Source organism: Rubellimicrobium mesophilum DSM 19309 (assembly GCF_000600335.2).
In the GTDB taxonomy this organism is placed as follows: Bacteria; Pseudomonadota; Alphaproteobacteria; order Rhodobacterales; family Rhodobacteraceae; genus Rubellimicrobium; species Rubellimicrobium mesophilum.
Map to the genome: position 1 here is coordinate 1 of NZ_KK088601.1, position 26,212 is coordinate 26,212.

Below are 26,212 nucleotides of genomic sequence, written 5' to 3' on the forward strand. Positions count from 1 at the left end.
CCAGCCCGGTCGTCTGGCGCAGCGGCAGCCCAAAGAGCGCCTTCAACATCAGGCACGCCTGGATGGCAGCATCCGAGAAGGTGGTCGGACGCCCGCGCCGGCCACTCGGGGCGGCGATCCACTCCATCTCGGGATCAAACCAGACCAAAAGCGAGCCGCGCTGCTTCAGGGCTTCACTGTAGGCGCGCCAGTTGGTCGTGCGGTAGGTCGGAGGGTCAGGCTTGGGCATCCTCATCCACTAACCCACTCAGCCTCCAAGAGGAATCCCGCAGGATTTGCGCAACAGAGCCGGTGTCCGGTCAAAATGGGGGCCAGTTCAAGGAGGTCTTCAGCAATCTCGACTGTTTCTTCATGATCGAGACTCGATCATCGCTGTTAGCTGAGCCTCGATACAGCGCAATCCGAGAGATCCAGGCGCACCGCAGGACCGAGATCACCACTGCGCAAGCAGCCTATCCTGCTTGTCTCGATGGAAACCGGCTGGGTAGACCCCGTATGGGGCATCGATCTCATGGGCGAGTGGTTCAGCATACGACGTGGGGACGACTCAGATACTTTCGGAAAGACTGATAGCGTGGCGCTCCACGCCACGCGCCCAAAAACAAGTAAGCCGGTTACCTCGATCGGACTCGCAGGGTCCAAGTATCGTAGCTTTCAAGTCATCCGGGACCTAGAGGTACGAACGTCATTCTTTCGCGAGTGTCTGCGGGACCTGCGGTCGCGTCTACAGTCCAGCGAGATGAGTCTCGCCAACCAGAACGAGATAGCCAGAATAGATAAAAGACTACGGTCACCTTGGCTGTTCTACAGCTCGAAGCGCAAAGGTGCCCGAGCTATCGGTCTAGCAGATAATGGGACGGTTTTCGTCAACCTAGAGCACTTGAAGGCTAAGGCGATTGCATCGTTGCGCCAAGCAGGGAGGGACGATCCAGCCCTAACTCAGGCGATCTCTGCTTTGAGATGGTCTGACGTACGGGATGCATTCGCAGCCCATATTTTTGACAGTTCAGGCGGCAACATTTTCTTGGTACGGCGGGCGCTTGATCATAATCATGTCGCCACGACCCAGCACTACCTTCGTCAACGACGGCAGCTCCGCCAAAGGCTGGACGCGTTCCGCAAGGTTGTAGAAACAGCACTGACGGAGGTGAAACAGGGTCGCACCGTTGATCCGACCATCCTTTTCTTGGCCAGCAATTACAGTGACTTCGGCGAAGAAGATCGAGAAAAGCTACTTGCTTACCGCACTCGATTGGGGATGGGGTGCAGAAATCCGGTCGATCCAGAGAGTCACTTGGCGCCAAACCACGTCGTAGGAACGCCTTGTGCGGTCCAACGCTGCGTCCTGTGCCGCCACGGGATCGTCTTCAAGGATGCGTATGAGGGCTTGGCGGACCGCCACGGGGACCTTGTCTGGCTACGCAATAATATCCCCCCGAACCGCTGGCTTACCTCCAGCCTCTCATGGGAGTTGGAGGCGATCGAGTTGGTACGCGACCGAGTGTTCACCGAGTCTGCCGACGCCTTTAGGCGCAGGTCCGAAGCTCGAGTTTCTGAGGTCCTCAGTGGGCAGGCTTATGTCTTTGATGACCCTGAGATCATGGTTGGGCGACACTGATGCATGTGACCGATCAGAAACGCGTCGCCGAGACGTTCTATGGATCTGTCGGAGGACGTATCGACCTAAGTAGGGCGTGGTCCGGTCCGTGGGAGCCGCTGGCTTCTCTGCAGATTACGCCGCTCTCGCTAGTAAGTAGCGATCAATGGGTCATTCCGGAAAGTTGGTGTCCAAACAACCGTCGCAGGCCCATGGACCGGACCATCGACTTCACTCGGGCAGTTCCAGCCCACATGTGTGCGGAAGATGCGGCTGAACTGAAGCGGCGGCTCAAGCGGCTAACAATCCTAGAGCGTTTCCAGACCGTACGGTTACAGGGCCGTACTATGAGTCCGGCCACGTCGGTCGCATGGGTCGCGAAGGCCAAGTACCTGGTCAAGGCCGCACGGTTCAGTCTCGAGAACCTCGCGCCGGAGCAGCGGGCATCGAAGTGCCCAGATGGACCTACGCTATTCGCCACTTTATCGGCAGCAGATTTCCAGAAACTGAAGATGGCGAATCCAGCATGGGCGCATGCCAGCATCGGCCGCTTCAATGCAATGTTTGCAGAAGGATATTTCGACGACTGGCCCGCTTCCGACGTTGCACCTCATCAGTGCAAGCAACGACAGGGGTCGAGAGCAAGCGATCCGTTTAATGACCTCGCTTTCACTCAGATACTTCGGGCAGCGTTCTGGCTGAATGGACTTCAATCTGAAGTGCTGGCGCTATTCTCCGAATTGCAAGCACGCGAGGCCAGCGGTCTTGCGAACAATCATGTCAAAAGCAGGCGCAGGACCCAGGCTAAGGATCTCATCCGGTCATGGACTTCCGAGTCACTTCGGCCGGAGGCACCGTTCCCATATCATGTTCTATTAGCTCCAGGAAAGGGAGAGAGGCTTTGGTACACATCTTGGCCCCTCGAGAACCTACGTTCAGCGAAAGCCTTCTTGCATCTGTGTCAGGTCGCAAACGCCGTTTTGATCCTATCGTCAACTGGGATGCGGATCGGAGAATTGTGCTCACTGACAGCCAACAGTCTGGTGGAGCGGGACGGTCGATTATATATCGGCGGTCGCAGCTATAAAGATAACGACGTCCACTCAGGACAAGAGCGGGACTGGCCATTCCCTCGTGTTGCAGTAAGCGGCTTCGAAGCACAGGTATCTCTTCACAGACTATTAGACGAGCGGAGTGCATTGTGGATTCCATTCGGGGGAGAAAAGAACCTTTCGGGGTTGGCAAGTCTAGCACACGGGCTGAAGCGTTTCGGCGATTTAATAGCACTGCCTGATGGGCGTTCTCTTGCGGAACTGGATGGCCCCATCACTCCTCATAGGTTCAGGTACTCAGTTGCACGCTATACGGCCTTGTCGCTCACGGGAGCTTCACAAGTTTTGTTTGACGTTCTGGGTCACGATGATGTGGAGGTGACGCTGGGATATGCTCATCGAGATCCTGAGCTTCACGACGACATCAATAAGATTCGTCGAGAGGTTAGAGCGTTACGAGTAAAAGAGGTTTTCGATCATGCCGAGTACAACGGAGGTGCGGCGGCCGAGATGGTCCGCAATGTAAGTGCCGATATGCTGGCAAGGTCAGGTAAGGTCGAACTCGAGACTGACGACATAGGTGAGGCGGCGACCATTCTGGGCGAAGCCGAACTCGTAAAACCGGGCGTACTCTGCACTGCGCAACCGCTAGAGCGCGGGGCATGTTCGCCGATACCGGGCATTCGCGACGTAGGAGCCTGCACATCCTCCTGCTTGCACCACTTGGAACTGGCAGCACACCGTCAGACTAGGCGAGGGAAACTGGAGTACCTGTTAGACTTGGTCGGCCGGGCTGAGCGCGGTGGGCGACCATTCTACCAGAGCCAGATAGTCGCCAGTCTCCACGCCTTTCCAGACCTAGTCGAGCAATATGGGAGCGACGTACGCCTGAGGATGGCGTTATCTGACTGCGACTCGCGTGCCTGGAACACACTGCCATCCGATTTCCGCGAGCGCATGAGACAGAGCATGGAAGGATCACGGTGACACAAAACCGCAACTGTGATGCCCTCGCTAAAACTCAGCGAGCGCGAAAGGACGCGACGCGCGAAAGGATACTCGCGGCGTTGCGCATCATGGGCCGAGAAATCCAGGAACAAGGCTCTTATCCCGCGAATGGAGGGCGCGTCACTCTTGCCGAGGTAGCGCGCCGTGCCGGCGTCAGTGCTGTGACGCTCCGTAATCCACACCACCATAACACTCGAGACACCGTCCATGACTGGCTGGCTCAAACCAAGTTGCTGGCCCCAACGACCAAACCCAAAGCTCGGGCTGCAGCGCGTGAAAAGATCGCGTGGTTTGAGGACGCGTTAAGGACAATGAATGCGGAGGCACTCAGATGGCGCGCGGAACTCGCCACTCTCACGGAGGAGAACCAGAAACTCCGGAGCCAGATCGAGCATATGAAAATAGCAGGGGACGCCAGAGTGGTTGGCTTCAAGTCAAGAGATACTAAAGATGGCTGACATTAGATTTATGCGCGTTGAAAACAACGTAGATCTTCCGCTCCCTGCGTACGCCACACCCGGTGCTGCGGGCATGGATCTTCGTGCCTTTCTACCAGACGGGCCACTTACTTTCACCCACGGCGAATTCAAGATAGTTTCGACTGGGTTCTGCGTTGAACTTCCGCCCGGTACGGAGATGCAAGTTCGCCCGAGATCAGGATTGTCCCTCAAGCACGGGTTCATTATTCCCAACAGTCCAGGAACAGTGGACGAGGATTATCGAGGCTGCGTGATGGTTGGGCTCTACTACATCGGCGCGGAGCCATTTATCATACGCCATGGGGACCGCGTAGCGCAGGCTGTCATTGCTCAAGTCCAACGGTATCAGGCAGTGGAGGTGGATACGCTTTCGAGTAGCGAACGTGGTTCTCGGGGACTCGGGTCCACTGGCTTTGGTTGAGCAGTGTCGCTTTTGATGCGCAATGAACGACCAACACATAGCCTTGGTTTGCTGTGGTGGTCTCCGGTGAGTATGGGTCCCGGTGTCTTACAGCGGGAAATGCACAGCCTCAGAGGAGGTGCGGGCGCCGGGTTGCTGCCGGCCACGTCTACTTGCCGACGCTAGCGCACCACACTGTCCAGATCGGCTGGACCTGATTAGTTCACGGGCATTACGGGAGGTTGGCTAGCAGCAGAGGGTTCGACTCTCTGGACCTGGCCTAAGGGCATGGTGTTGATCTCCTCGGCCACAAGCCGCTGGAGCGTCCACAGGTTGCGGTCGCGGATGCCGTGCTCTTCCAGCGAGCGGACTGTGTTGTGTAGATACTCGGCGGTCGAGCCACGCGGCCCGCAAGCCCGCGCCATCTGGGCAGCCGCGAGCGGAAGGGGAAAGCTGCGGCGGATATTCGGCCCGGTCGGTCCGGCCCAGAACACCAGTCCCCGGATAGGTCCTTCCACCGTGTCGAGCTGGAGCCAGCGATGGTCGGCTAAGGTCTCTACGAAGGGAAGCTCCCGACGGCACAGATCCTCCAAGACCTGCCTCTCGGTGCCGGCCGCGACCTCCAGCGCCAGCCCCACGCACCGTCCGCCGGACATCAGCGCCATCATCAGTCCTGGCGCCTCGGGCGTGCCGCGATGCCCCCGGATCAGCATGCAGAACTGCCGGTGCCAACCCCGCGCCACAGCCCGCCGCTTGGTCACGGGCTCGAAGGTCGGCTTCCAGATGAGGGAGCCGTAGGCGAAGATGTGGAGAGGGCCCTCCGGCCTCTCGGCCATGAGTTGCTCCACCAGCGTGGCATAGTCCTCGTCGGTTGCTCGGGTGAAGGCGGAAGGATAGGCGAAGTCCTCCACGGGCCGCGTGGCACGGGCCACATGGTTCGGGGTCAGATGCAGGGTGCGAGGCGTGAAGCGGTTCTTGTTCATCATCGTCACCAATAGTTCGTTGACCAGGAAGGCATCGACGGGCTCTAGCTCCCGCCGGCCATCTCAAGAGCGAGCTTGATCCCGTCCAACAAGCGCTGACGCTCGCGGTCATGCTCGAATGAGTAGATCTTGACCAGCTCGACAAAGTCCTGACCCGGGGCAAGAGCCTGGGCCTTTGCCACATGCTGTCGGACTAGGTCCCGCTCGCCCATGTGGGCGTAGGTCGCCGCAAGCCGCATCTCCTGGCGCGCGCTGTGCCGTGGCACCCGGCTCAGGGCCTGAGCCGACTCCGCGTAGCGGCCCACGAAGAAGAGCGCCAAGGAGTGCTCGTTGTCGTAGTAGCCGGGCCACATGGGGTTGATGTCCTTGGCGCGCTCGAACCACTCCAGGCTCTCCTGAGCGCGACCCCGGTCCACGAGGACATTGCCCATGTTGAAGAGGCTGTCGGCGTCGCAGGGGTTCAGCGCCACCGCCCGCCGAGCTGACTGCTCGGCCTGCTCGAACTCGCGAAACCAAGTCTGGACGTAGGAGAGGATGCCCTGGCAGCGCGACTCCTCAGGGGAGAGCTGCACGCCGCGCTGGACCTGAGCCCGGACGCGGGCCTTCACCTCTAAGGGTGCCAGATTATAGCTGTGGATCGCTGCGTCGGCCAACCCATGATAAGCGTAGGCTACGCCCAGCGAAGGGTCCGCCTCGATGGCGGCGGCAAAGTGCGCCAGCGCCGCCTCGTTCACCCCCAGCCCGAAGGTCCGGAACAGGCTGCGCCCCTGTGCCAGGTGCTCGAAGGCGGTGAGCGAGGCCGCAGGCCGGCGCAGGCTGCCACGGAGCCCCGCTTCCTCGATGGAGCTGAAGAGCCGCGATACGATCCGGCGCGGGATCAGGTCCTGAAGGGTGAGCCAGCCCGTGCCCTCGCAGGTGAAGCTCTCGCCCCAAAGCATGTCGCCCGAGCGGACGTCGTTGAGCCCCACGGTCAGTATTAGGCGGCCGTCCACCAGACGGGCGGAGCCGTCTACGACGTAGTCGGCCTTGAGCTTCTCCCCGACGCCTGCAAGGTCCAGGCTCTTGTCCGCCGCAATCGCGAAGGCCGAGTGCCGCGCCACGACAGTCAGGTTCCGAAACCGCGCTAGTCCCGCCGTGATCTCCTCCACAAGGCCTTCGATGATGGGGCCTTGGTTGGGAAGGCCAGTGCGGTCAGTCAGGGGCAGCAAAGCAATGCGCGGCCGCGTGGATACCGCGACGTGAGCTGCGGATGGCACATAAGCCGCATCAGACAGCGGCTCCGTCGGGCAGAGCATGAAGCCGCGCCGAGACACGGTCCGCAGGACCTGCCCCGCCTCATCCCCCAAAGCGCGGCGGACGTCATGCACAGCTTGGCTCAGGGACGCCTCCGTCACGATGACGTCCGGCCAGACCGCATCAAGGAGTTCCTGCTTCGACATGACACGGCCCGGGTGGTTGGCGAGTTCGCAGAGGAGCCGGAACGACTTGGATCGGAGCGGCACGACTTGACCATCCCGGGTGAGCGTGCCGCGACCGAGGTCGAGCACGGCGCCGCCCATACGAACAACCGACGCACCAGGGTCCTGGGCCACCGCGCCTCCTCCCCATGCTCCCTGGAGCGTGGAGAGGGGCCGCCCTGGCTGTCAAGCCCAGCCGCCCCGCAGCCGCGCAGCCCGTTCGACAAGACCCCAGTCGGTGACGCAGTTTTCGCCAAATGGGAGTTCAAGCATGTCGGAGACATAACTAGACATGTTCTCCAGATCGGCTTCCTCTCGCCCAACGGCACGAGCCTGCACTAGGCTGAAGGCCAGACTGAGGGCGGTCATTAGGCTCTGAAGGGCACCGATGAAGAGTTGCTTGTGAGCGGGGGCTGTCACGAACATCGGATCTCTCTCGAGGTGGAGGCGCGCTCGTCTGGCGCCTTGCAGGAGAGATTGGGTCCGAAAGCTCTTCCAGTCTCAAAGCAACCTTGAAACTTCTCTGAAATCGCCCTGCCCCTCAAGTAGCAGTCATGGCTTGTAAAGCTGTCGATGGTCACAGCCGAGGCTATCGAGTTGCTGATGGTCGTCTCAAATCTCAGCGGGCCAAGCTGGCCGACCGTCGCTTTGTGCAATAGACGGTCGCTCTGCACGCACACCACTACATCGTGGCGATCGAGTAATTCTTCGGCTCCTTAGTTGGGAGTCTAAGGCGTCCAACATGTAGCATCTCTGTCCGAGCGGTCCCGTCGGCCGACGGGACCGCTCGGACAGAGATGCCGGCGCCTGCCAGATCGAAGGAGTTAGCACTTCAGACAGTCGAGATTTGGCTCCTAGATCTAATCGGGATTCCTAGCTACCTATATAACCCCGGTAGTCGGCGTCGATGGTGCCGGGCGCGTTGGGCAGCATCAGGCCCTTCCGCGCGAGGCTGGAGCGGGCGCGAACCTGCCCCTCGTAGCCGTCCGGGATGGCGATCCGCAGCCCGGTCGGCACGGCGGCCCGCTCTCCCGGCTTCAGCGTCAGACCCTTGGCGCGTCGTTCGAGCGGCAGATGCGCGCAGAGATCGGCCCCGGCGGCTCCCCCGGTCTTGTAGGAGGGCAACGGCAAGGACCGGTCCGCCTCCTCGGCCCAGGCCAATCGCACGAGCGGCGTCACGCCAGCGCCTGCGCGATGCGATCCGCGAGGCGCGCGGCCACGGCGTCCTTGCCCATCCGCTCCCAGGCTTCCTCGCCCCCGGCGGTGATGAGGGTCACGGCGTTCTCCGTCCCGCCCATGATCCCGGTCGCCGACGAGACGTCGTTCGCCACGATCCAGTCGCAGCCCTTCCGCAGCCGCTTGGCCCGTGCGTGCTCCAGCACGTTCTCGGTCTCGGCCGCGAAGCCCACGACGAGGCGCGGGCGGCTCTCGCCCAGCCCCGCCACGGCGGCCAGGATATCCGGGTTCTGCGCCAGCGCCAGCGTTGGTGGCCCGCCCCCGTCCTTCTTGAGCTTCTGCCCCGAGGCCGAGACGACGTGCCAGTCCGCCACCGCCGCCGCCATCACCGCCGCATCCGCCGGGAGGGCCGCTTGAACCGCCGCGAGCATCTCTCCCGCCGTCTCGACCCGGATCACCTCGACGCCCGAGGGCGGAGGCACCGAGGCCGGACCGGTGACGAAGGTCACGCGCGCGCCCCGCTCGGCCAGGGCCGCCCCGATCGCCGTCCCCTGCGCACCAGAGGAGCGGTTGGCGATGTAGCGCACCGGGTCGATGGGCTCGTGCGTCGGACCGGAGGTGACGAGGAGGTGCTTCCCGCCCAGGGTACGCGCGACGGGGGCGAGCGCCGCCTCCACAGCCGCGACGATCTCGAGCGGCTCGGCCATCCGGCCATACCCGAACTCGCCGCAGGCCATCGGGCCCTCGTTCGGGCCCACGAAGAGCACGCCGTCGCAGCGCAACGTCTCCAGGTTCCGCTTGGTCGCCGGGTGCTCCCACATCCGGACATTCATCGCGGGAGCCATGAGGACCCGCTTGTCGGTTGCGAGGAACAGCGTCGAGGCGAGGTCGGGCGCCATGCCGTTCGCCGCCCGCGCCATCAGGTCGGCCGTCGCCGGCGCCACCACGATCAGGTCGGCGGCGCGGCTGAGCTCGATATGCCCCATCTTCGCCTCGGCGGTCAGGTCGAAGAGCGCCTGATGCACCTCCGTCCCGGCGAGCGAGGAGACCGACAGCGGCGTCACGAACTGCGCTCCGGCGGAGGTGAGGACCGGCGTGACCTCGGCGCCCCGCTCCCTCAGGCGCCGGATCAGGTCCAGCGCCTTGTAGGCGGCGATGCCGCCGCCGATGACGAGGAGGATGTGGCGTCCCGCGAGCATGGCCGGACAATCGGCGGGCAGGCCGCCCGAGTCAACGGAAGGGCCGCACCCTGCGGCGCGGCCCTCACCGGCAAGGCCGGAACCTCAGTTGAAGAAGTGCATGACCTCGCGAGATTGCGTCTCGAGGCTCCGGCGCATCTTGCCGAAGGCCGCGGCCTCCAGTTGCCGCACCCGCTCCTTGGACAGCCCGAGCTCGTCGCCCAGCGACTCGAGCGTCCGGGGCTCGTCGCGCAGCTTCCGCTCCCGCACGATGAACCGCTCCCGGTCGTTGAGCGCGGACAGCGCGGTCAGCAGCCACTGGCGCAGCGTGTCGGTGTCGTGGTTCGCCTCCACGCGCTCGGCCGCCTGCGGACCGTCGTCCTCCAGCGCCTCGATCCACTCGCGCCCGTCCTCCTCGACCGACTGCGTGGCGTTGAGCGAGTAATCGGAGCCCGAGAGCCGCCCTTCCATCATCTCCACGTCGGCGAGGGGCACGCCCACCTCCTTGGCGATCATGGCGCGGACCTGATGGGGCGCGAGCTGGATCCCCTCGGCCTGGGCCTCGCGTTCGATCCGGGCCTGGACGCGGCGCATGTTGAAGAAGAGCGACTTCTGCGACGAGGTCGAGCCCGTGCGCACCATCGACCAGTTGCGCATCACGTAGTCCTGGATCGACGCCTTGATCCACCACACGGCGTAGGTCGAGAAGCGCACGCCCCGATCCGGGTCGAACTTGTCGGCGGCCTTCATCAGGCCGAGCGAGGCCTCCTGGATCAGGTCGTTCATCGGCGCGCCGTAGCGGCGGAATTTTCCGGCCATGGAAATAGCCAGTCGCATATAGGCGGTAATGAGCCGGTGCAGCGCCTTTTCGTCCCGATGATCGCGCCAGGCATAAGCCAGCCTGAGTTCCGTGTCCGCGTCCAGGAGCTCCGCCTTCATCGCCGTCCGCGAAAGGTGCTGATCCGCGTAGCCGTCAAGTGCCATATTGAATCGGGTCCCCTGTTCCTGGCCTTCAGGGCTTCACCCCATCGACCATTGCCGTTACGTGGCCAAAACGAAGCCCGAACAGGGAAGTTCCGTCCGTGCCCTTGCAAAAACTGACATTGGTTCTAGGAGGCGCCGCCTCGGGAAAGTCGGCCTTCGCCGAAACGATCGTTTCCGCCTCTGGATCGGATCGCGTCTACATCGCCACCGCCGAGGCCTGGGACCCTGAAATGCAAGGGAAAATCGCCCGACATCAAGCGATGCGGGGGAACGGCTGGCGCACCCTGGAAGCCCCGCGCGAAGTCGCCCAATCCCTCGGCGGAATTTCGCCGGGACATGTGGTACTTCTCGACTGCGCGACGCTCTGGCTCACCAACCTCATGCTCGCGGACGCCGATCTGGCCGCCCGCGAGGCCGAGCTGTTCGAGGCCCTCGACGCCTGTCCGGCGCCGGTCGTGGTCGTGTCGAACGAGATAGGGCTCGGAGTCGTCCCGGACACCCCTCTCGGACGACGCTTTCGTGAGGCGCAGGGTGGGCTGAACCAGAGACTTGCGGCCAAGGCGGAGCTGGTGGTCCTCGTGGCGGCCGGATTGCCGCTGGTGCTCAAGGGGGCTCTGCCTTGAGGCGGCTCTGGCTCGTGCGCCACGGACCCACGGGCGCCAAGGGAATGTGCGGCTGGACGGACCTCGCGGCGGACCTCTCGGACCTCACCGCGCTCGGGCGGCTGGATCGGGTTCTTCCCGAGGTGCCGGTCGTGTCCTCGGACCTCCGGCGCGCCGTCTCCACCGCCGACGCCATCGCCGGGGACCGACCGCGCCTCCCGCACGAGCCGGACCTGCGCGAGATGCATTTCGGCGCCTGGGAGATGCGGACCCATTCCGAGGTCGAGACGGAGGACGCCGCACTCGCGCGGGCGCTCTGGGACGAGCCCGGTGACGTCGCGCCGCCGGGTGGCGAGAGCTGGAACGCGCTTCGCACCCGGGTGGACGGCGCGCTCGACCGCCTGCTCGCCGGCACGCCCGAGCTGGTCGCGGTCTGCCACTTCGGGCCGATCCTCGCGGCGCTGCAAAGGGCACGGGGGATCGCGGCGTCGGAGGCCTTCGCGGAGCGGATCGAACCCCTGTCGCTGACGGTCCTCGCGCAGCGGGATGGCGTCTGGTCCGTCGAGGCCGTCAATCAGCGCCCGTGATCCCCGAGGCCACGATTCCCGATTTGGCGCCCCGGCTCGCTCCGCCTAGGGTCCCGGGGACCTGAAGGGAGCGCCTCATGACCTACGAACTCGCCATCGGCGACCGCGCCTATTCGAGCTGGTCCCTTCGCGGCTGGCTTCTCTTCGACGCCTTCGGCATCCCGGTCCGCACCCGCACGGCGCGGCTCTACACCGACGAGCTGCCCCGGCTCCTCGAGGAGTTCCGGCCTGCCCGCACGGTGCCCGTGATGCGCGGCCCGGATGAGACGGTGGTGATGGAAAGCCTCGCCATCGCCGAGGAACTGGCGAGCCGCCATCCCGAGGCGGGGCATTGGCCGCAGGACCCCCGCGCGCGGTCGGTGGCGCGATCGCTCGCGGCCGAGATGCACGCCGGGTTCCAGGCGCTGCGTGATCGGTGCCCCATGAACCTGCGCGCCAGCTATGCCGAGACGCCGATGACCGACACCCTGCGCGCCGACCTCGACCGGCTGGAGACGGTCTGGGCCTGGGCGCGCGAGACGGCCGGCGGCGACGGTCCCTGGCTCTGCGGCGCCTATTCCGTGGCGGACGCCTTCTTCGCGCCGGTCGCCACGCGGATCGCGACCTATGCCCTTCCGGTCTCGGAACCCGCACGGGCCTATGTCGCGGCGCATCTTGCGCATCCCTCCTTCCGCCGCTGGCGAGCCATGGCGCTCGTCGACGGCGCGGACCAGGAATTCTACGCCCGCGACTTCCCTCCGCGCCCCTGGCCCGGACCCGAGTCGCTGGCCGCCCGGGCCGTCGAGGCCGGCACGCCCGAGAATGCGGCCTGCCCCTACTCCGGCAAGGCGATCACGCATCTTCTGGAAGCGGAAGGCCGGGTGATCGGCTTCTGCAACGCCTTCTGCCGGGACAAGACCGTAGCCGACCCTCTTGCCTGGCCGGGTTTCGTGGCACTCTGGGAGGCCCGTTAACCGGTCGTTAACCATTCTGTGCGAGGCTCCCCGAACGAGCAGGGGAGCAGGCATGGTCGCGCTGGCCTACACGGTGGCCTTCGAGGGCGTCGAGGCGCGCCTCGTCGAGGTGCAATGCACCGTCTCGCCCGGGATGCCCGCCTTCGCCATCGTGGGCCTGCCCGACAAGGCGGTCTCCGAGGCGCGCGAGCGGGTGCGCGCGGCGCTGACCGAGATGGCCATCGCGCTGCCCTCCAAGCGCATCACCGTGAACCTCTCGCCCGCCGACCTGCCCAAGGAGGGGTCGCACTTCGACCTTCCCATCGCGCTCGCACTGCTGGCTGCGCTCGACATCATCCCCGCCGAGGATGTCGCCCGCACCGTGGCGCTGGGCGAGCTGTCGCTGGGCGGTCAGCTCGTCCCGGTGATCGGCGCCCTTCCCGCCGCCATGGCCGCCGCCGAGGAGGAGCGCACGCTCCTCTGTCCCCGCGCCTCGGGGGCCGAGGCCGCCTGGGTGGGCTCGGTCGAGGTGATCGGGGCCGGGTCGCTGGCCGAGGTGATCCGCCACTTCACCGGCGACGCCCCCCTGTCGCCCGCCACCCCGGGCGAGGTCACGACGGAGGCCTTCTCGCGCGACCTGCGCGACGTGAAGGGGCAGGAGCGGGCCAAGCGCGCGCTGGAGATCGCGGCGGCGGGGCGGCACCACCTGTTCCTCGTGGGCTCGCCGGGATCGGGCAAGTCGATGCTCGCCGCGCGCCTTCCCGGCATCCTGCCGCCGCTCTCCCCGGCCGAGGCGCTGGAGACCTCGATGATCCACTCCCTCGCGGGCCTCCTGACCGAGGGCGGGATCAGCCGCTCGCGCCCCTTCCGCGAGCCGCACCACACCGCGAGCATGGCCGCCATCGTCGGCGGAGGGCGCGGCGCCAAGCCCGGCGAGATCAGCCTTGCCCACAACGGCGTCCTCTTCATGGACGAGTTCCCGGAGTTTCCGAAGACGGTGCTGGAAACGCTCCGCCAGCCCGTCGAGACGGGCGAGGTCGTGGTGGCCCGCGCCAACGCGCATGTGCGCTACCCCTGCCGCTTCATGCTGGTCGCCGCCGCCAACCCCTGCCGCTGCGGCCACCTGACTGAGCCCGCGCGTTCCTGCGGCAAGGCCCCCCTCTGTGGCGAGGACTACCTCGGCCGTATCTCGGGCCCGCTGATGGACCGCTTCGACCTCCGCGTGGAGGTGCCACCGGTCTCCTTCCAGGACCTGGACCTGCCTGCCTCCGGCGAGAGCTCCGAGGACGTGCGGGGCCGGGTCGCCCGAGCCCGTTCCGCGCAGGAACGGCGCTATGCGGGGCACGAGACCGCGCGGCTCAATGCCGATGCCGAGGGACGCCTCCTCGAAGAGGTCGCCGAGCCCTGCGCCGAGGGTCGCGACCTCCTGGGCAAGGTGGCGGCGCGGATCGGTCTTTCGGCCCGGGGCTATCACCGGGTGCTGCGGGTCGCCCGCACCATCGCCGACCTCGACGGTTCCGACCGCGTTCGCCGGCCCCATGTGGCCGAGGCCGTCAGCTACAGGCTCGCCCTGTCGCGAGAGGTGTAGGCTCGGGAGGTGCTCTTCGATCTTCATGGAGCGAGGCAGGGGCAAGCCGAGCCGAATCGTTCGCCGGACAGAACGTCAAACACGTAGGCAGCGACTCGCCGCGCGGCTCACCGCAGCCGTACGAGCGCCCTTTTGGGCGGAGGACGGATCGCCACCGAAGGCGGGCAGGCACCCCGACGGCGGGCGCCTTCGCCCAGGGTGGCTGCCAAGCCTCGAGCAACACCTGTCGGGACGACACAAGCCGGAGGTCGTCGCCTTGGACGCGGCGCAGCTTGGCTGCGATGGCTGGCCCGCAGGTGGATCACGGCCGGAACGGAGGAGCTGCTGCCGGGGGACCCGCTCCTCGCGGGCCCGCCGGCAAGTCGGCTCAGGCCGCCAATGCCCGCTGCGGGGCCACGGCGCCGGCGCGCATCAGGTCGTAGAGCTCGATCATCTCGGCCACGGCCTGCTTCTCCTCGGGGAGGAGCTCGACCTCGACCGCGTAGGGGTCGCCCTTGTAGCGCAGGGTCACGCCCTCGGCCGCCACGAGCGATCGCAGGACCTCAAGCTGGTAGGGCGTCACCGCCTCGTCCCGCCATTCCCAGCCGAGAGCGTCGGCGTCGATCTTGTAGTGACCGTCGGTCAGCGTCTCGGTCATGCGATCATGGATCGCCTCGATCCCCTGGACCGAGATGCGGGTCTCGCCCAGCCAGTTCGTCCGCAGCCGCAGCCAGGTCTGCCCGTCCTCCTTGCGGCCGATGTAGAGCCAGATCGGCAGGCGCACGTCGTCGAAGGCAGGGTTGTAGGGATGGTTGAACCAGACGGTCCCCGGCTCCCAGCGATCCTCGTCCCGGGTGAGCCGGTCGAGGAGCAGCGCGCGGCGACCGTCGAGCGCGGCCTTGGCCTGCGCGACCCTCTCCGCATAGGCCTCGTTGGTGGGGCAGAGCGCGGCGAGGACGCTGTAGCCGGCCAGCATCGCGGCCGACTCCGATTCGGGAAGGGCGCGCAGCCGCTCGAGCGCCGGGGTCTCGACGGCCCCGATCAGGTCCGTGAGGTTGGCCCCCACGACCGCGTAGCGCTGCACCAGGTTCAGCGCCCGCTCCCATTGCATCGTCTCGATCAGCGACAGGAGATCCAGCGCCTCCTGCGGCAGCAGGGAGGCCGAGGAGGCCTCCACGACGGCCGCGACCGGGCGGGGGCGGCTGGACTTTCCGGCGGGGGCGACGCGGCGGACCTTGACGGTGGGCCGCAGGGCCTCAGCGGACTCGGCCAGAGCGGCGTGCGTCAGCAGCAGCGGCGCGCACGGCTCCGGCTCGATGGCCGCCAAGGGGGCAGGCCCGACCTCCAGGCGTTGCGCGGGGACGACCTCGACCGGGGCGACATCCAGGCTGAAGGGGAACGCGGGCAGGTCCGGCAGGCGGGTCGTCGAGCGGCTGCGCGCCCGGGCCCTGCGGACGCGGTGGACCGACACGACGGCCGCGGCCGACAGGGCGATCACGCCAGCGGTGCCGACGGTGCCGACGGTGGCGCTGATCTCTATCATCGTTCACTCCCGGCCAATGGGCGACCGGGCACCTGCGCCGCGGCCATGGAATCAATCTTTCGGGAAATCGGTGCAAGATTGCGGCGGAGGTAAGGGAGTTTTGAGGAAGACAGGCCGGCCGAAGGGCCGCCCAGGCCCACGAGGTATCCGATAAGCCATTGTCATCATTGAGCTACTCCGGAGAACCCTAAACAACCATGCGGAAGGACGCGTTCTGATGCCCTTATGGAAACATTCACCATCCACGTCCCTATCCAGTCGTGGCGGTCGCACATGCGACTGCCCGACGCTCATGAGGGGCCGCGCCGCTACGGCGATCTCCCCGTCCTCGGCCTCATGGCCCTAGTCTCCCAGGGAGCCGACCAAGGGAGGGCCCGAGGGCCTGCCGCCGCTTGCTTAGGGCCTCCGCGCTGCGGCTGCCTTGGCTCCTCGCCGGAGGACGCGCGGTATCAGATCGCGCACGCACCAGAGCCCGAACCGGAACCTGCCGCGATTCGGGGCCATGACGTATCCGCATCCCCATGTGGCCGCACGGGCTCCGGCGGTCGGATCAGGTGACCGATGGATCGCAGGCCAGCCTCGACCGATGCCCTCGTGCCTTGCCCTGTCCGATGACCGCCCCTTGAGCCGCCGCCCATGCGACAGGCTCGGCCTGGCCTTCGAGCACGCTCCGAGGAGCGAGCGCGCCGGGCGCTTTGCGATCCCGCTTCGGCACCGCGTTGAGCCGGGGTCAGCCTGCGCAGCGGCGCTCCACGGCCTCCCAGATGAGCCGCGCGGCGTTGGTGCCGTCGAAGCGCTCCAATTCCTGGATGCCGGTGGGCGAGGTCACGTTGATCTCGGTGAGCCAGTCGCCGATCACGTCGATGCCGACGAAGATCAGGCCCTTCTCGCGCAGCATGGGCCCGATCCGCGCGCAGATCTCGCGGTCGCGGTCGGTCAAGGCAACCTTCTCGGGCCGCCCGCCGACGTGCATGTTGGAGCGCGTCTCGCCCTCGCCGGGGATGCGGTTGATGGCACCGACGCATTCCCCGTCCACGAGGATCACGCGCTTGTCGCCATGCCGCACCTCGGGGAGGTACTTCTGCACGATGATCGGCTCGCGGCTCATCGTGGTGAAGAGCTCGAAAAGGGCGGCGAGGTTGCCGTCGCCCTGGTTCAGCTTGAACACCCCGGCGCCACCGTTGCCGTAGAGCGGCTTGAGGATCATGTCCCCGTGCCGGTCGCGGAACTCCCGCAGGGTCCGCAGATCGCGCGCGATGGCGGTCGGGGGCGTGAGGTCAGGAAAGCTCAGCACCAGCAGCTTCTCCGGCGAGTTGCGCACCCAGGCGGGGTCGTTCACCACGAGCGTCCCGGGATGGATCATCTCCAGTAGGTGGGTCGTGGTGATGTAGCCCATGTCGAAGGGCGGGTCCTGGCGGAGCCAGACCACGTCGAAGGTGGAGAGGTCCACCTCCCGCTCCTCGCCCAGGCTGTAGTGATCCCCCTGGACGCGGCGGACCTCCAGCGGCCAGCCCCGGGCCATGACGCGCCCCTCCTGATAGGAGAGCTTGTCGGGCGTGTAGTAGAAGAGCCGGTGCCCCCTCGCCTGCGCCTCCTCCGCGATGCGGAAGGTCGAATCGGCGTTGATGTTGACGGACTGGATCGGGTCCATCTGGAACGCGACGTTCAGGCTCATCCGGTCCTCCTCGCTGGCGTCCCGCTTGATGGCGCGGGCCGACGGGGGCCGCAAGGGGCGGCCCTTACCAGTCCTCGCCCCAGGCGTTCTCGATCACCCGGACCCGACCCATCCCGTCCACCAGCGCGAGGTCGAAGCGCAGCTCGGTCAGCGCCCCCTTCGGCTCCCCCTCGCAGAAGGCGGCCGCGGCGGCGCAGAGGCGGTCCATCTGGCGGCGGCTCAGGCGATGGGCCGCGTCGTCGAGACGGCGAGCCTTCTTGACCTCCACCACGACCACGGCGGCGCCGTCGCGGGCGATCAGGTCCACCTCGCCGAAGGGGCTCCGCCAGCGGCGCCTGGCGATGGCGCACCCGCGCTCCTCATAGGCGTGGGCCACGCTGTCCTCGGCCATGGCCCCGCTCCGCCAGGCGGCCGCGCCCCGCCCCCTCCGTTGCGCCTTGACGTCCGGCAAGGCGGCTCCCTCGTCAGCCATCCCGTTCCTCCTTCATTCCCAGCGCGAGTTGATAGACCCTCTGCCTCGGCAGCCCGAGCGCGCCAGCCACCGCCGTCGCGGCATCCTTCAGGCGCATCGATCCCATCGCGTCGGCGAGCCGCGCCCGGATGTCCTCCTCGGTCGCCTCGCGCGGTGTCCCCCTGCCCACGACCACCACGACCTCGCCCTTCACCTCGCCTTCAAGGCTCGCGAGGAGTTGGCCGAGCGTCCCCCGGCGCACCTCCTCGAATCGCTTCGTGAGTTCGCGGCAGATGGCGGCCTCCCGCTCGCCCAACACTGCCACGAGATCGGTTAACAAGGCGTTAAGGCGCTTAGGGGATTCGTAGAAGACGAGCGTCGCTTGCACGGGAGCCAACTCCGCGAGGGCCGCTCGACGGGCGGACTCGGTGGTGGGCAGGAACCCGGCGAAGAGGAAGCGGTCCGCCGGCAGCCCCGCCACGGCCAGTGCGGCGAGGAGCGCGGACGGCCCCGGCGCGGCGGTCACGGGGAGCCCCCGGGCGATGGCCGCGCGGGCCAGCGTGAAGCCGGGGTCCGAGACGAGCGGCGTCCCGGCCTCGGAGACGTAGACCACCGAGGCGCCGCCCGCGATGGCCTCCACGAGTCCCTGCACCACCCCCTCGCCCGAATGGTCGTGGCAGGCCACGAGGCGTCGGCCGTTCAGGGGGACGCCGTGGATCTCCATGAGCTTGCGCGCGGTGCGCGTGTCCTCGGCCGCGATGATGTCGGCGTCGCGCAGGAGGTCGAGCGTCCGCAGCGTGATGTCGCGGGCGGCCCCGATGGGCGTCGCGGCGAGCGTGAGTCCGGCGGAAAGTGGCGTCCGCGCGTCGTTCATGGCTGGACCCCTTCGACCCCGTGCCTATGATGCGGGCCCGAAACGCGGGTGCCGCCGGCGTCCCGCCAGGCCACCGACCCAGGGGAGTGTCGCTCATGTTCGCAAGGGTTCTCAGCCGCCGCAAGCTGGTCGGCGGGCTCGCAGCTCTGGGGACCCTTGCGCTGACCGCGGCCTGCGCTCCCGTGGCCGGGCCGGGCGCGGGCGCGGGCGAGTCCCCGGCGCTGCAGGCCGGGGCGCCGGTGCCGGTGGCCCTCCTCGTGCCGGCGGGCTCGGCCAACCAGTCCGATGCCTTCGTCGCCCAGAACCTCGAGAACGCGGCGCGGCTCGCCATCGGGGACCTCAACGGCGTGCAGGTGGACTTGAGGGTCTACGCCACCGGCGGCAACCCGCAGCAGGCCGCCGCCGTCGCCCAGACCGCCGTGGCCGAGGGCGCGGCGATCATCCTCGGCCCCGTCTACGCCGAGGAGGCCAATGCCGTGGGCGTCGCCGTGGCCCCCTCGGGCGTCAACGTGCTCGCCTTCTCGAACAACCCGACCATCGCCGGCGGCAACGTCTTCCTGCTCGGCCCAACCTTCCGCAATACCGCCGACCGGCTGATCCGCTACGGCCGCGGCGAGGGGGTCGAGCGCTACCTGATCGCCTATGCCAACGACCTGGGCGGCGCGGTCGGCCGAGACGCGATCCAGGCGGCGGCCGCCGACGAAGGCGCCACGATCGTCGGCGCCGAGACCTACGAGCTGTCTCAGCAGGGCATCCAGCAGGCGGCGCCCCGCATCGCGGCCGCCGCGCAGGCCAGCGGCGCTCAGGCGGTCTTCACCACCGCCGGGCCCAACGCCGACCTGCCGGTCCTCGCCACCGCGCTGCCCGAGGCGGGACTCGCCACCGAGACGACGCGCCTCCTCGGCCTGACCCGCTGGGACGCGGCGCCGCAGCTCCTGACGCTGCCGGGGCTGCAGGGCGGGCTCTTCGCGGTGCCCGACCGGGCGCTCACCTCCCAGTTCGAGGCGCGCTACCAAGCGGCCTACAACGAGGCGCCCCACCCGCTCGCCGCCTTGGCCTACGACGGCGTCGCGGCCATCGGGGCGCTCGCCCGCAGCGGCAACCCGCAGGCGCTGAGCCGCGCCTCCCTCACCCAGGGACAGGGTTTCCAAGGCACGGCCGGGATCTTCCGGCTCCTGCCCGACGGCACGAACCAGCGCGGCCTCGCGGTGGCGACGATCCGCAACAACCAGGTCGTGATCCTTGACCCCGCCCCTCGCAGCTTCGCCGGCGCCGGCTTCTGAGGCCGCGCCGCTGCCCGGCCCGGGGCCGGACAGCCTGATCCGTCCGGCGGCCGCCATCTGGGACGCCCCCCGGATCGAGGCGGAGCTCGACCGCATCCTCGCCCCCCTGGCGGACCCCGATGCCGACGCCAAGGCCATCCGGCGCGAGGCCGTCCAGCTCCTCGCGGCAGCGCGCACGCAGGGCATGGACGCCATCTCCGAAACCTTCGCGAGGGAGCCCTTCGCGGGCCGCGAGGCCACGCGCTCCATCGCCTGGCTCACCGACCGCGTCGTGAGCGCCGGGGTCCAGGCCGCCCGTGCGCTCCACCCGCTCCCCTCGGGGGAGCAACGGCTCGCCCTTCTCGCCGTGGGCGGCTATGGACGGGGCGAGATGGCGCCGCAATCCGACGTGGACCTCATGGTCCTCCTCCCCGGCGCCCTCGGCCCCGGCCAGAAGGCGCTGGTCGAGGGGCTCCTCTACCTCCTTTGGGACCTCAAGCTGAAGGTCGGCCACGCGACGCGCTCCATCCGGGAGGCGCTGACGCTCGCCAAGGAGGACATGACGATCCGCACGAGCCTCCTCGAGATGCGGCACCTCACCGGGGACGAGACGCTGACAGCGAGCCTCAGGGAGCGGTTCTGGCGCGAGCTCGTGCCCGGCACGGCGCGCGAGTTCCTCGAGGCCAAGCTCGCGGAGCGGGACGCGCGCCACGCAAGGCAAGGCGGACAGCGCTACGTGGTGGAGCCCAACGTCAAGGAGGGAAAGGGCGGCCTCAGGGACCTCCACTCGCTCTTCTGGATCGGGAAATACGTCAACGGCGTGGAATCCACCGACGAGCTGGTCGCGCGCGGCGTCTTCACCCCCGAGGAGTTCGCCACCTTCCACCGGGCCGAGGACTTCCTCTGGGCCGTGCGCTGCCATCTCCACTTCATCACCCGGCGCCCCGTCGATCAGCTCACCTTCGATCTCCAGGTCGAGGTGGCGAGCCGCATGGGCTACGAGGGGGGCGAGGGGCGGCGCGCCGTCGAGCGCTTCATGCAGGACTACTTCCGCCAGGCGACCAAGGTGGGCGACCTCACCCGCATCTTCCTGACCGCGCTGGAGGCCAGCCACGTCAAGCCCGCGCCGATGCTCCAGCGGCTCTTCACCCGCAAGCCGCGCGCCCGCGTGCCCTACGCGATCAAGCACAACCGCCTGACCGTCGCGGACGAGAAGGCCTTCTTCAGCGATCCCCTGAACCTCCTGCGCATCTTCGAGGAGGGGCTCAGGACCGGGACGCTGATCCATCCCGACGCCATGCGCCTCGTCTCGGCGCACCTGCACCTCATCGACGACCGCCTGCGCCACGACCCCCGCGCCAACGCGATCTTCCTCGACCTCCTCCTGCGCCACGGCAACCCGGAGCGGGCGCTCAGGCGGATGAACGAGCTCGGCGTGCTGGCCGCCTTCATCCCCGAGTTCGAGCCCATCGTGGCGCTCATGCAGTTCAACATGTACCACCACTTCACGGTGGACGAGCACACGATCCAGGCCATCGGCCATCTCGCCCGCATCGAGAGGGAGGAGCTGGTCGAGGAGCTCCCCATCGCCTCAGGCATCCTCAAGGCGGGGGTGAACCGGCGGGTGCTCTACGTGGCGCTGCTCCTGCACGACATCGGCAAGGGCCGCGAGGGGGACCATTCGGTCGTCGGGGCGGAGATCGCGGCCCGGGTTGCGCCGCGCCTGGGCCTGACTGCGCGCGAGAGCGAGACCGTGGAGTGGCTGGTCCGCAACCATCTCCTCATGTCCGACGTGGCGCAGAAGCGGGACATCGCCGAGCCGCGCACCGTCCGCGACTTCGCCAGCCGGGTCGAGACCAAGGAACGGCTCGACCTCCTCACCGTGCTCACCGTCTGCGACATCCGGGGCGTGGGGCCGGGGACCTGGAACAACTGGAAGGCCATGCTGCTGCGGGCCGTCTACCAGGCCACCGAGGCCGAGCTGCTGGCCCGATCCTCCCAGGCGCCGACCGCCGAGCGGTCCCCGCGCGAGGAGGAGGCGCGGCGCGTCCTGGCCCAGTCCCTGCCCGACTGGTCCCTCGCCGAGGTCGAAGCCGAGACGCAGCGCCACTACGGCCCCTACTGGCTGGGCCTGCCGACCGAGCTCCATGCGGTCTTCGCCCGCCTGCTGCGCGGGATCGGCACGGACGAGTTCCGCATCGACATCAAGCCCGACGAGGCGCGGGACGCGACCCGCGTGGCCATGGCCATGGTGGACCACCCCGGCCTCTTCTCGCGCATGACGGGGGCGCTGGCGCTGGTCGGCGCCAACATCCGCGACGCACGGACCTACACCTCCAAGGACGGCTACGCGACCGCGATCTTCTGGATCCAGGACGGCGAGGGGAAGCCCTTCGAGGAGGCGCGCCTGCCCCGCCTGCGCTCCATGATCGAGAGGACGCTCAAGGGCGAGGTGGTGGCGCGCGAGGCCCTCAAGGACCGCGACAGGCTCAAGAAGCGCGAGGCGGCGTTCGACCGCCCGACCCGCATCAGCTTCGACAACGCGGGCTCCGACATCTACACCATCGTCGAGGTGGACACGCGCGACCGGCCGGGGCTGCTCTACGACCTGACGCGGACGCTCGCCGCCAACAACGTCTACATCGCCTCGGCCGTGATCGCGACCTACGGGGAGCAGGCGGTGGACAGCTTCTACGTCAAGGACATGTTCGGCCTGAAGTTCCACGCCGAGAGCCGCCAGCGCGCCTTGGAGCGCAAGCTGCGCGAGGCCATCGAGCAGGGCGCGGCGCGGGCGCGGGGATAAGGGAACAACGACAGTGGCCGCACCGATCCGCCTCATGCGGGGCTTCCTGACCGTGGGCGCCTGGACGCTGCTGAGCCGCGTCGCGGGCTTCGCGCGGGACGTGATGATGGCGGCCTACCTCGGCACCGGCCCGGCGGCCGAGGCCTTCCTGGTGGCCTTCTCCCTCCCCAACATGTTCCGGAGGTTCTTCGCCGAGGGGGCCTTCAACATGGCCTTCGTCCCGATCTTCGCCAAGAAGCTCGAGGGCGGCGAGGACGCGCAGGGCTTCGCGCGGGACGCCTTCAACGGGCTGGCCTCGGTGCTGATCCTGTTCTCGGTCGTCGGCACCCTGCTCATGCCCTGGCTGGTCTGGGCCATGGCGGCGGGCTTCGCGGGGGACCAGAGGTTCGACCTCGCGGTGCTCTACGGGCGCATCTCCTTCTGCTACATCCTGTTCATCTCGCTCGTGGCGCTGCTGTCGGGGGTGCTGAACGCCTTCGGCAACTTCACCGAGGCGAGCCTCGTCCCCGTGCTGATGAACCTGATGTTCATCGCCGCCATGCTGATCGCCGACGCGCTCGGCTGGGACATGGGCCTGACGCTCGCCTGGACCGTGCCGGTCACGGGGGTCGCGCAGCTCGCCTTCACCTGGGTCAGCGCCAAGCGCGCCGGCTGGGCGCCGAGCCTCGCGGTCCCCCACATGACGCCGGACCTCAGGCGCCTCCTTCGCATCGCGGGGCCTGCCGTGCTGGCCGGGGGCGTCGTGCAGATCAACCTGCTCGTCGGGCGGCAGGTGGCGAGCTTCTTCGAGGGCGCGGTGGCCTGGCTCTCCTACGCCGACCGGCTCTACCAGCTCCCGCTCGGGGTGGTGGGCATCGCGGTGGGAACCGTGCTCCTCCCCGACCTCTCGCGCCGCCTGCGGGCGGGGGACGAGGAGGGCGGGCGTCACGCCTTCAACCGCGCGACCGAGATCAGCCTCGCGCTGACCGTCCCGGCTGCCGTGGCGCTGGTGGTCATCGCCTATCCGCTGATCTCGGTGCTCTACGAGCGCGGGGCCTTCGACCGCGACGACACGATCCCGACCGCCTGGACGCTCGCCATCTACGGGGCGGGGCTCCCGGCCTTCACGCTGCACAAGGTGCTGCAGCCGCTGTTCTATGCGCGCGAGGACACCAAGAGCCCCTTCAACTACGCCGTCTGGGCGATGGTGGTGAACGCCGCCGTGGCGGTGGGCCTCGCGCCTGTCATGGGCTTCCTCGCCGCCGCGCTGGGGACGACCGTGGCGGGCTGGACGATGGTCTGGCAGCTCTGGCACGGCTCGCGCGGCATGGGCGACGCGAGCCGGATCGACGACCGGCTGATGGAGCGGCTCCCCCGCATCCTGGGAGCCTCCGGGCTCATGGGGGTCGTGCTGGTCGCTGCGGCCTGGGCCCTCGACGGCCCGCTCCACGCGCCGGGGCTGCGCTATGTCGCGCTGGCGGCGCTCTGCGGGCTGGGCATCGTCACCTACTTCGGCGCGGCCTTCGGCATGGGGGCCGTCACCCGGTCGGACCTGAAGGGGGCGCTGCGGCGCTAACGGGTCCGGAGCCGCGCCAGCAGCGCCGCGACGCCCCCGGGCGCCAGCAGCACCGCCGTGGCGCCGCCAGCGAGAAAGCCGCCCACGTCGCCGATCCACTGAGGGTTCGACCCGAACAGGATCGCGTAGCCGAGCTGGAACGCCATGAGCACGCCGATCATCCGGAAGGCCTGCAGCCGGTTCTCCCCCGCCCGGCCGAGCTTGAGCCACAGGAGATAGGTAAAGGCCCCGATCAGCCCGTAGATGCCCGGATAGGCGCCGAAGAGCGGCTGCCGGTCTCCCGCCGTCAGCGCGAAGACGAGGCCGCCCCCCACCGTCGCCGCGAGGAACACGGCCAGGGTCCGCACCTGCCCCATCCCCTCGCCCACGAACTTGCCGAGCGCGAGGAGCATCGCGCCGCCGAAGAGCGCGTGCGTCACGCTCCCATGCACGAAGGCGTAGGTCACGAAGCGCGTCCAGAGGCCCGCCTGGCCCTGGAGCGCGTAGTCCAGCACGGCGGGCGAGACGGCGAAGCGCTCGATGAGGCTCACCCGCCAACCGACCGCCCCAGGCCCGCCCACGAAGCCCTGGCCCCCGAGGCTCACCGCCGCCTCGATCCCCGCGATCACGAGGACCAGCGCCAGCACCACCGGGGGCACCGGGTTCACCGGGCTCGTGCCCGGCACGGCCTCGGGCAGGGGCTTCTGGAAGGATCGGGCCACGGGCGGTCTCCTTGACGGCTGTCGGTTGACGCTGGTCGGGCCCCCCGTTAATCGAGCCCGACCCCTAACGCCAGCGGACCCTTTTCCCATGAGCGAGAGCCGTTTCACGCCCCGCGTCTTCTCGGGCATCAAGCCCTCCGGCGGGCTCACGCTCGGCAACTACCTGGGCGCCATCAAGCGCTGGGTGGACATGCAGGGCCCGGAGTTCGAGACGATCTACTGCGTCGTGGACCTCCACGCGATCACCGTCTGGCAGGACCCGGCCGAGCTGCGGGCCGCCACGCGCGAGGTCGCGGCGGGGATGCTCGCCTCGGGCATCGACCCGGAGAGGTCGGTCCTGTTCAACCAGAGCCAGGTCTCGCAGCATTCCGAGCTCGCGTGGATATTCAACTGCGTGGCCCGCATGGGCTGGATGAACCGCATGACGCAGTGGAAGGAGAAGGCGGGCAAGAACGCCGAGGCGCAGTCGCTGGGCCTCTTCGCCTATCCGTCGCTGATGGCGGCGGACATCCTGCTCTATCACGCGACCCACGTCCCCGTGGGCGAGGACCAGAAGCAGCACGTCGAGCTGACGCGCGACATCGCGGCCAAGTTCAACCACGACTACAAGGTGGACTTCTTCCCGATCACCGAGCCGGTGATCGAGGGCCCCGCCATGCGCGTGATGAACCTGCGCGACGGCACCAGGAAGATGTCGAAGTCGGGCGAGTCGGACATGGAGCGGATCAACATGACCGACGACGCCGACACCATCGCCCGCAAGTTCCAGAAGGCCCGCACCGACGCCTCGCCGCTGCCCGAGATCGTGGACGGGCTGGAGGGGCGGCCCGAGGCGCGGAACCTCGTGGAGATCTACGCGTCGCTCGCGGACATCACGCCGGCCGAGGTGCTGGCGCGTTTCCCCGGCGCGGGCTGGGGCACCTTCAAACCTGCGCTCGCGGAGCTTGCGGTCGAGAAGCTCGCGCCCATCTCGCGGGAGATGAAGCGCCTGACCTCCGACCCCGCCGAGATCGACCGGCTGCTGGCCCGGGGCGCGGAGCGGGCGCGGGAGCTGGCGCAGCCGATCCTGGACCGGACGCTCGACATCGTGGGGATGGTGCGGGGCTGAGGCGCCGGCCCGGGGTCGCATTCTGACGGCTTCGCGGAGGGCGCAGCTCCCCCTACCCCGCCGGGCGGCGACCCAGGGACGGAATCACCTTAGTGGTTCATCCGGCAAGTCATGGTACAGTGAGCGGTGCTTTGCTGGAGAGAGGCCATGCGACAGTTGCGACTGCGTGCGTTGGCGGATGCGGAGCAGGTGGCGATCGAGCGGCTGGCCCATTCGCGGACGGCCCCCGCTCGGCAGG

At 67.8% G+C, this 26,212-nt stretch carries 21 protein-coding genes and 1 pseudogene; 11 read left to right on the forward strand and 11 right to left on the reverse strand.

Annotation, left to right across the window (positions count from 1 at the left end; genetic code table 11):
• A partial coding sequence (locus RUMESO_RS18040) for a transposase (protein ID WP_037277707.1) occupies nt 1-229 on the reverse strand: 229 nt, incomplete at its 3' end.
• A 510-nt stretch (nt 230-739) separates the two neighbouring features.
• Between RUMESO_RS18040 and RUMESO_RS25345 the strand changes: the two genes are divergently transcribed.
• The 3 genes from RUMESO_RS25345 to dut all read left to right on the forward strand — a co-directional run bounded on the left by RUMESO_RS25345 (nt 740) and on the right by dut (nt 4,557).
• Nucleotides 740-1,618: a hypothetical protein gene (locus RUMESO_RS25345; protein ID WP_156363011.1), complete on the forward strand. Its 879-nt coding sequence runs from the start codon at nt 740-742 to the stop codon at nt 1,616-1,618.
• A gap of 191 nt (nt 1,619-1,809) precedes the next feature.
• Nucleotides 1,810-3,636, forward strand: coding sequence for a tyrosine-type recombinase/integrase (locus tag RUMESO_RS24480; protein ID WP_169791199.1), 1,827 nt, complete (start codon nt 1,810-1,812; stop codon nt 3,634-3,636).
• A gap of 471 nt (nt 3,637-4,107) precedes the next feature.
• Nucleotides 4,108-4,557: a dUTP diphosphatase gene (gene dut, locus RUMESO_RS24485; protein WP_037282086.1), complete on the forward strand. Its 450-nt coding sequence runs from the start codon at nt 4,108-4,110 to the stop codon at nt 4,555-4,557.
• Nucleotides 4,558-4,754: 197 nt separating this feature from the next.
• Here dut and RUMESO_RS18045 read toward each other — a convergent pair whose 3' ends face one another.
• The 5 genes and pseudogenes from RUMESO_RS18045 to RUMESO_RS18070 form a co-directional block, all read right to left on the reverse strand.
• The gene (locus RUMESO_RS18045) at nt 4,755-5,522 is read right to left on the reverse strand and encodes a gamma-glutamylcyclotransferase (RefSeq protein WP_245639328.1); all 768 of its coding nucleotides are present in this window, start codon (nt 5,520-5,522) and stop codon (nt 4,755-4,757) included.
• Nucleotides 5,523-5,563: 41 nt separating this feature from the next.
• The gene (locus tag RUMESO_RS18050; protein WP_156363012.1) at nt 5,564-7,111 is read right to left on the reverse strand and encodes a winged helix-turn-helix domain-containing tetratricopeptide repeat protein; all 1,548 of its coding nucleotides are present in this window, start codon (nt 7,109-7,111) and stop codon (nt 5,564-5,566) included.
• A gap of 744 nt (nt 7,112-7,855) precedes the next feature.
• Nucleotides 7,856-8,155: pseudogene (locus tag RUMESO_RS18060) on the reverse strand (dUTP diphosphatase); the annotation flags it as partial.
• Entirely contained in the window at nt 8,152-9,351 is a 1,200-nt protein-coding gene (gene coaBC, locus RUMESO_RS18065; RefSeq protein WP_037282089.1) for a bifunctional phosphopantothenoylcysteine decarboxylase/phosphopantothenate--cysteine ligase CoaBC, read from the reverse strand. The pseudogene RUMESO_RS18060 and the gene coaBC, both read right to left, overlap by 4 nt.
• 84 nt (nt 9,352-9,435) lie before the next feature.
• Nucleotides 9,436-10,314: an RNA polymerase factor sigma-32 gene (locus RUMESO_RS18070; RefSeq protein ID WP_037282090.1), complete on the reverse strand. Its 879-nt coding sequence runs from the start codon at nt 10,312-10,314 to the stop codon at nt 9,436-9,438.
• A 98-nt stretch (nt 10,315-10,412) separates the two neighbouring features.
• Between RUMESO_RS18070 and cobU the strand changes: the two genes are divergently transcribed.
• The 4 genes from cobU (at nt 10,413) to RUMESO_RS18090 (ending at nt 14,023) form a co-directional block, all read left to right on the forward strand.
• On the forward strand, nt 10,413-10,937 hold the full coding sequence (cobU, locus tag RUMESO_RS18075) for a bifunctional adenosylcobinamide kinase/adenosylcobinamide-phosphate guanylyltransferase (protein ID WP_037282091.1): 525 nt from the start codon (nt 10,413-10,415) through the stop codon (nt 10,935-10,937).
• On the forward strand, nt 10,934-11,503 hold the full coding sequence (locus tag RUMESO_RS18080; RefSeq protein ID WP_037282093.1) for a histidine phosphatase family protein: 570 nt from the start codon (nt 10,934-10,936) through the stop codon (nt 11,501-11,503). The genes cobU and RUMESO_RS18080 overlap by 4 nt, the downstream gene beginning before the upstream one ends.
• A gap of 77 nt (nt 11,504-11,580) precedes the next feature.
• A complete protein-coding gene (locus RUMESO_RS18085; protein ID WP_037282095.1) occupies nt 11,581-12,456 on the forward strand; it encodes a glutathione S-transferase in 876 nt (291 codons plus the stop codon).
• A gap of 52 nt (nt 12,457-12,508) precedes the next feature.
• A complete protein-coding gene (locus RUMESO_RS18090; RefSeq protein ID WP_037282097.1) occupies nt 12,509-14,023 on the forward strand; it encodes a YifB family Mg chelatase-like AAA ATPase in 1,515 nt (504 codons plus the stop codon).
• A gap of 367 nt (nt 14,024-14,390) precedes the next feature.
• Here the strand turns inward: RUMESO_RS18090 and RUMESO_RS18095 are convergent, their stop codons facing one another.
• From RUMESO_RS18095 to rsmI, 4 genes are all read right to left on the reverse strand, one after another.
• A complete protein-coding gene (locus RUMESO_RS18095) occupies nt 14,391-15,545 on the reverse strand; it encodes a hypothetical protein (protein ID WP_037282099.1) in 1,155 nt (384 codons plus the stop codon).
• Between the two features lie 730 nt (nt 15,546-16,275).
• Nucleotides 16,276-17,220 carry a glutathione synthase gene (gshB, locus tag RUMESO_RS18100; RefSeq protein ID WP_037282107.1) on the reverse strand — a complete coding sequence of 315 codons (945 nt, stop codon included), beginning with the start codon at nt 17,218-17,220 and terminating at the stop codon, nt 16,276-16,278.
• Nucleotides 17,221-17,284: 64 nt separating this feature from the next.
• Nucleotides 17,285-17,692: a YraN family protein gene (locus tag RUMESO_RS18105; RefSeq protein WP_082484265.1), complete on the reverse strand. Its 408-nt coding sequence runs from the start codon at nt 17,690-17,692 to the stop codon at nt 17,285-17,287.
• A complete protein-coding gene (rsmI, locus tag RUMESO_RS18110; protein ID WP_037282101.1) occupies nt 17,685-18,545 on the reverse strand; it encodes a 16S rRNA (cytidine(1402)-2'-O)-methyltransferase in 861 nt (286 codons plus the stop codon). Before rsmI ends, RUMESO_RS18105 begins: the two co-directional genes overlap by 8 nt.
• A 95-nt stretch (nt 18,546-18,640) precedes the next feature.
• Between rsmI and RUMESO_RS18115 the strand changes: the two genes are divergently transcribed.
• The 3 genes from RUMESO_RS18115 to murJ are packed head-to-tail and all read left to right on the forward strand — an operon-like array spanning nt 18,641 to nt 24,165.
• The gene (locus tag RUMESO_RS18115) at nt 18,641-19,828 is read left to right on the forward strand and encodes a penicillin-binding protein activator (protein ID WP_037282103.1); all 1,188 of its coding nucleotides are present in this window, start codon (nt 18,641-18,643) and stop codon (nt 19,826-19,828) included.
• A complete protein-coding gene (locus RUMESO_RS18120; RefSeq protein WP_082484267.1) occupies nt 19,788-22,610 on the forward strand; it encodes a [protein-PII] uridylyltransferase in 2,823 nt (940 codons plus the stop codon). Before RUMESO_RS18115 ends, RUMESO_RS18120 begins: the two co-directional genes overlap by 41 nt.
• A gap of 34 nt (nt 22,611-22,644) precedes the next feature.
• Nucleotides 22,645-24,165, forward strand: coding sequence for a murein biosynthesis integral membrane protein MurJ (murJ, locus tag RUMESO_RS18125; RefSeq protein WP_037282111.1), 1,521 nt, complete (start codon nt 22,645-22,647; stop codon nt 24,163-24,165).
• On the opposite strand, the gene RUMESO_RS18130 is transcribed toward murJ, so the two are convergent.
• Nucleotides 24,162-24,866, reverse strand: coding sequence for a rhomboid family intramembrane serine protease (locus tag RUMESO_RS18130; protein ID WP_245639327.1), 705 nt, complete (start codon nt 24,864-24,866; stop codon nt 24,162-24,164). The two genes, murJ and RUMESO_RS18130, sit on opposite strands and share 4 nt — an antisense overlap.
• A gap of 88 nt (nt 24,867-24,954) precedes the next feature.
• Here RUMESO_RS18130 and trpS point away from each other — a divergent pair, with 88 nt between their 5' ends.
• Nucleotides 24,955-25,974: a tryptophan--tRNA ligase gene (gene trpS, locus RUMESO_RS18135; RefSeq protein WP_037282105.1), complete on the forward strand. Its 1,020-nt coding sequence runs from the start codon at nt 24,955-24,957 to the stop codon at nt 25,972-25,974.
• The last annotated feature ends 238 nt before the right edge of the window (nt 25,975-26,212 follow it).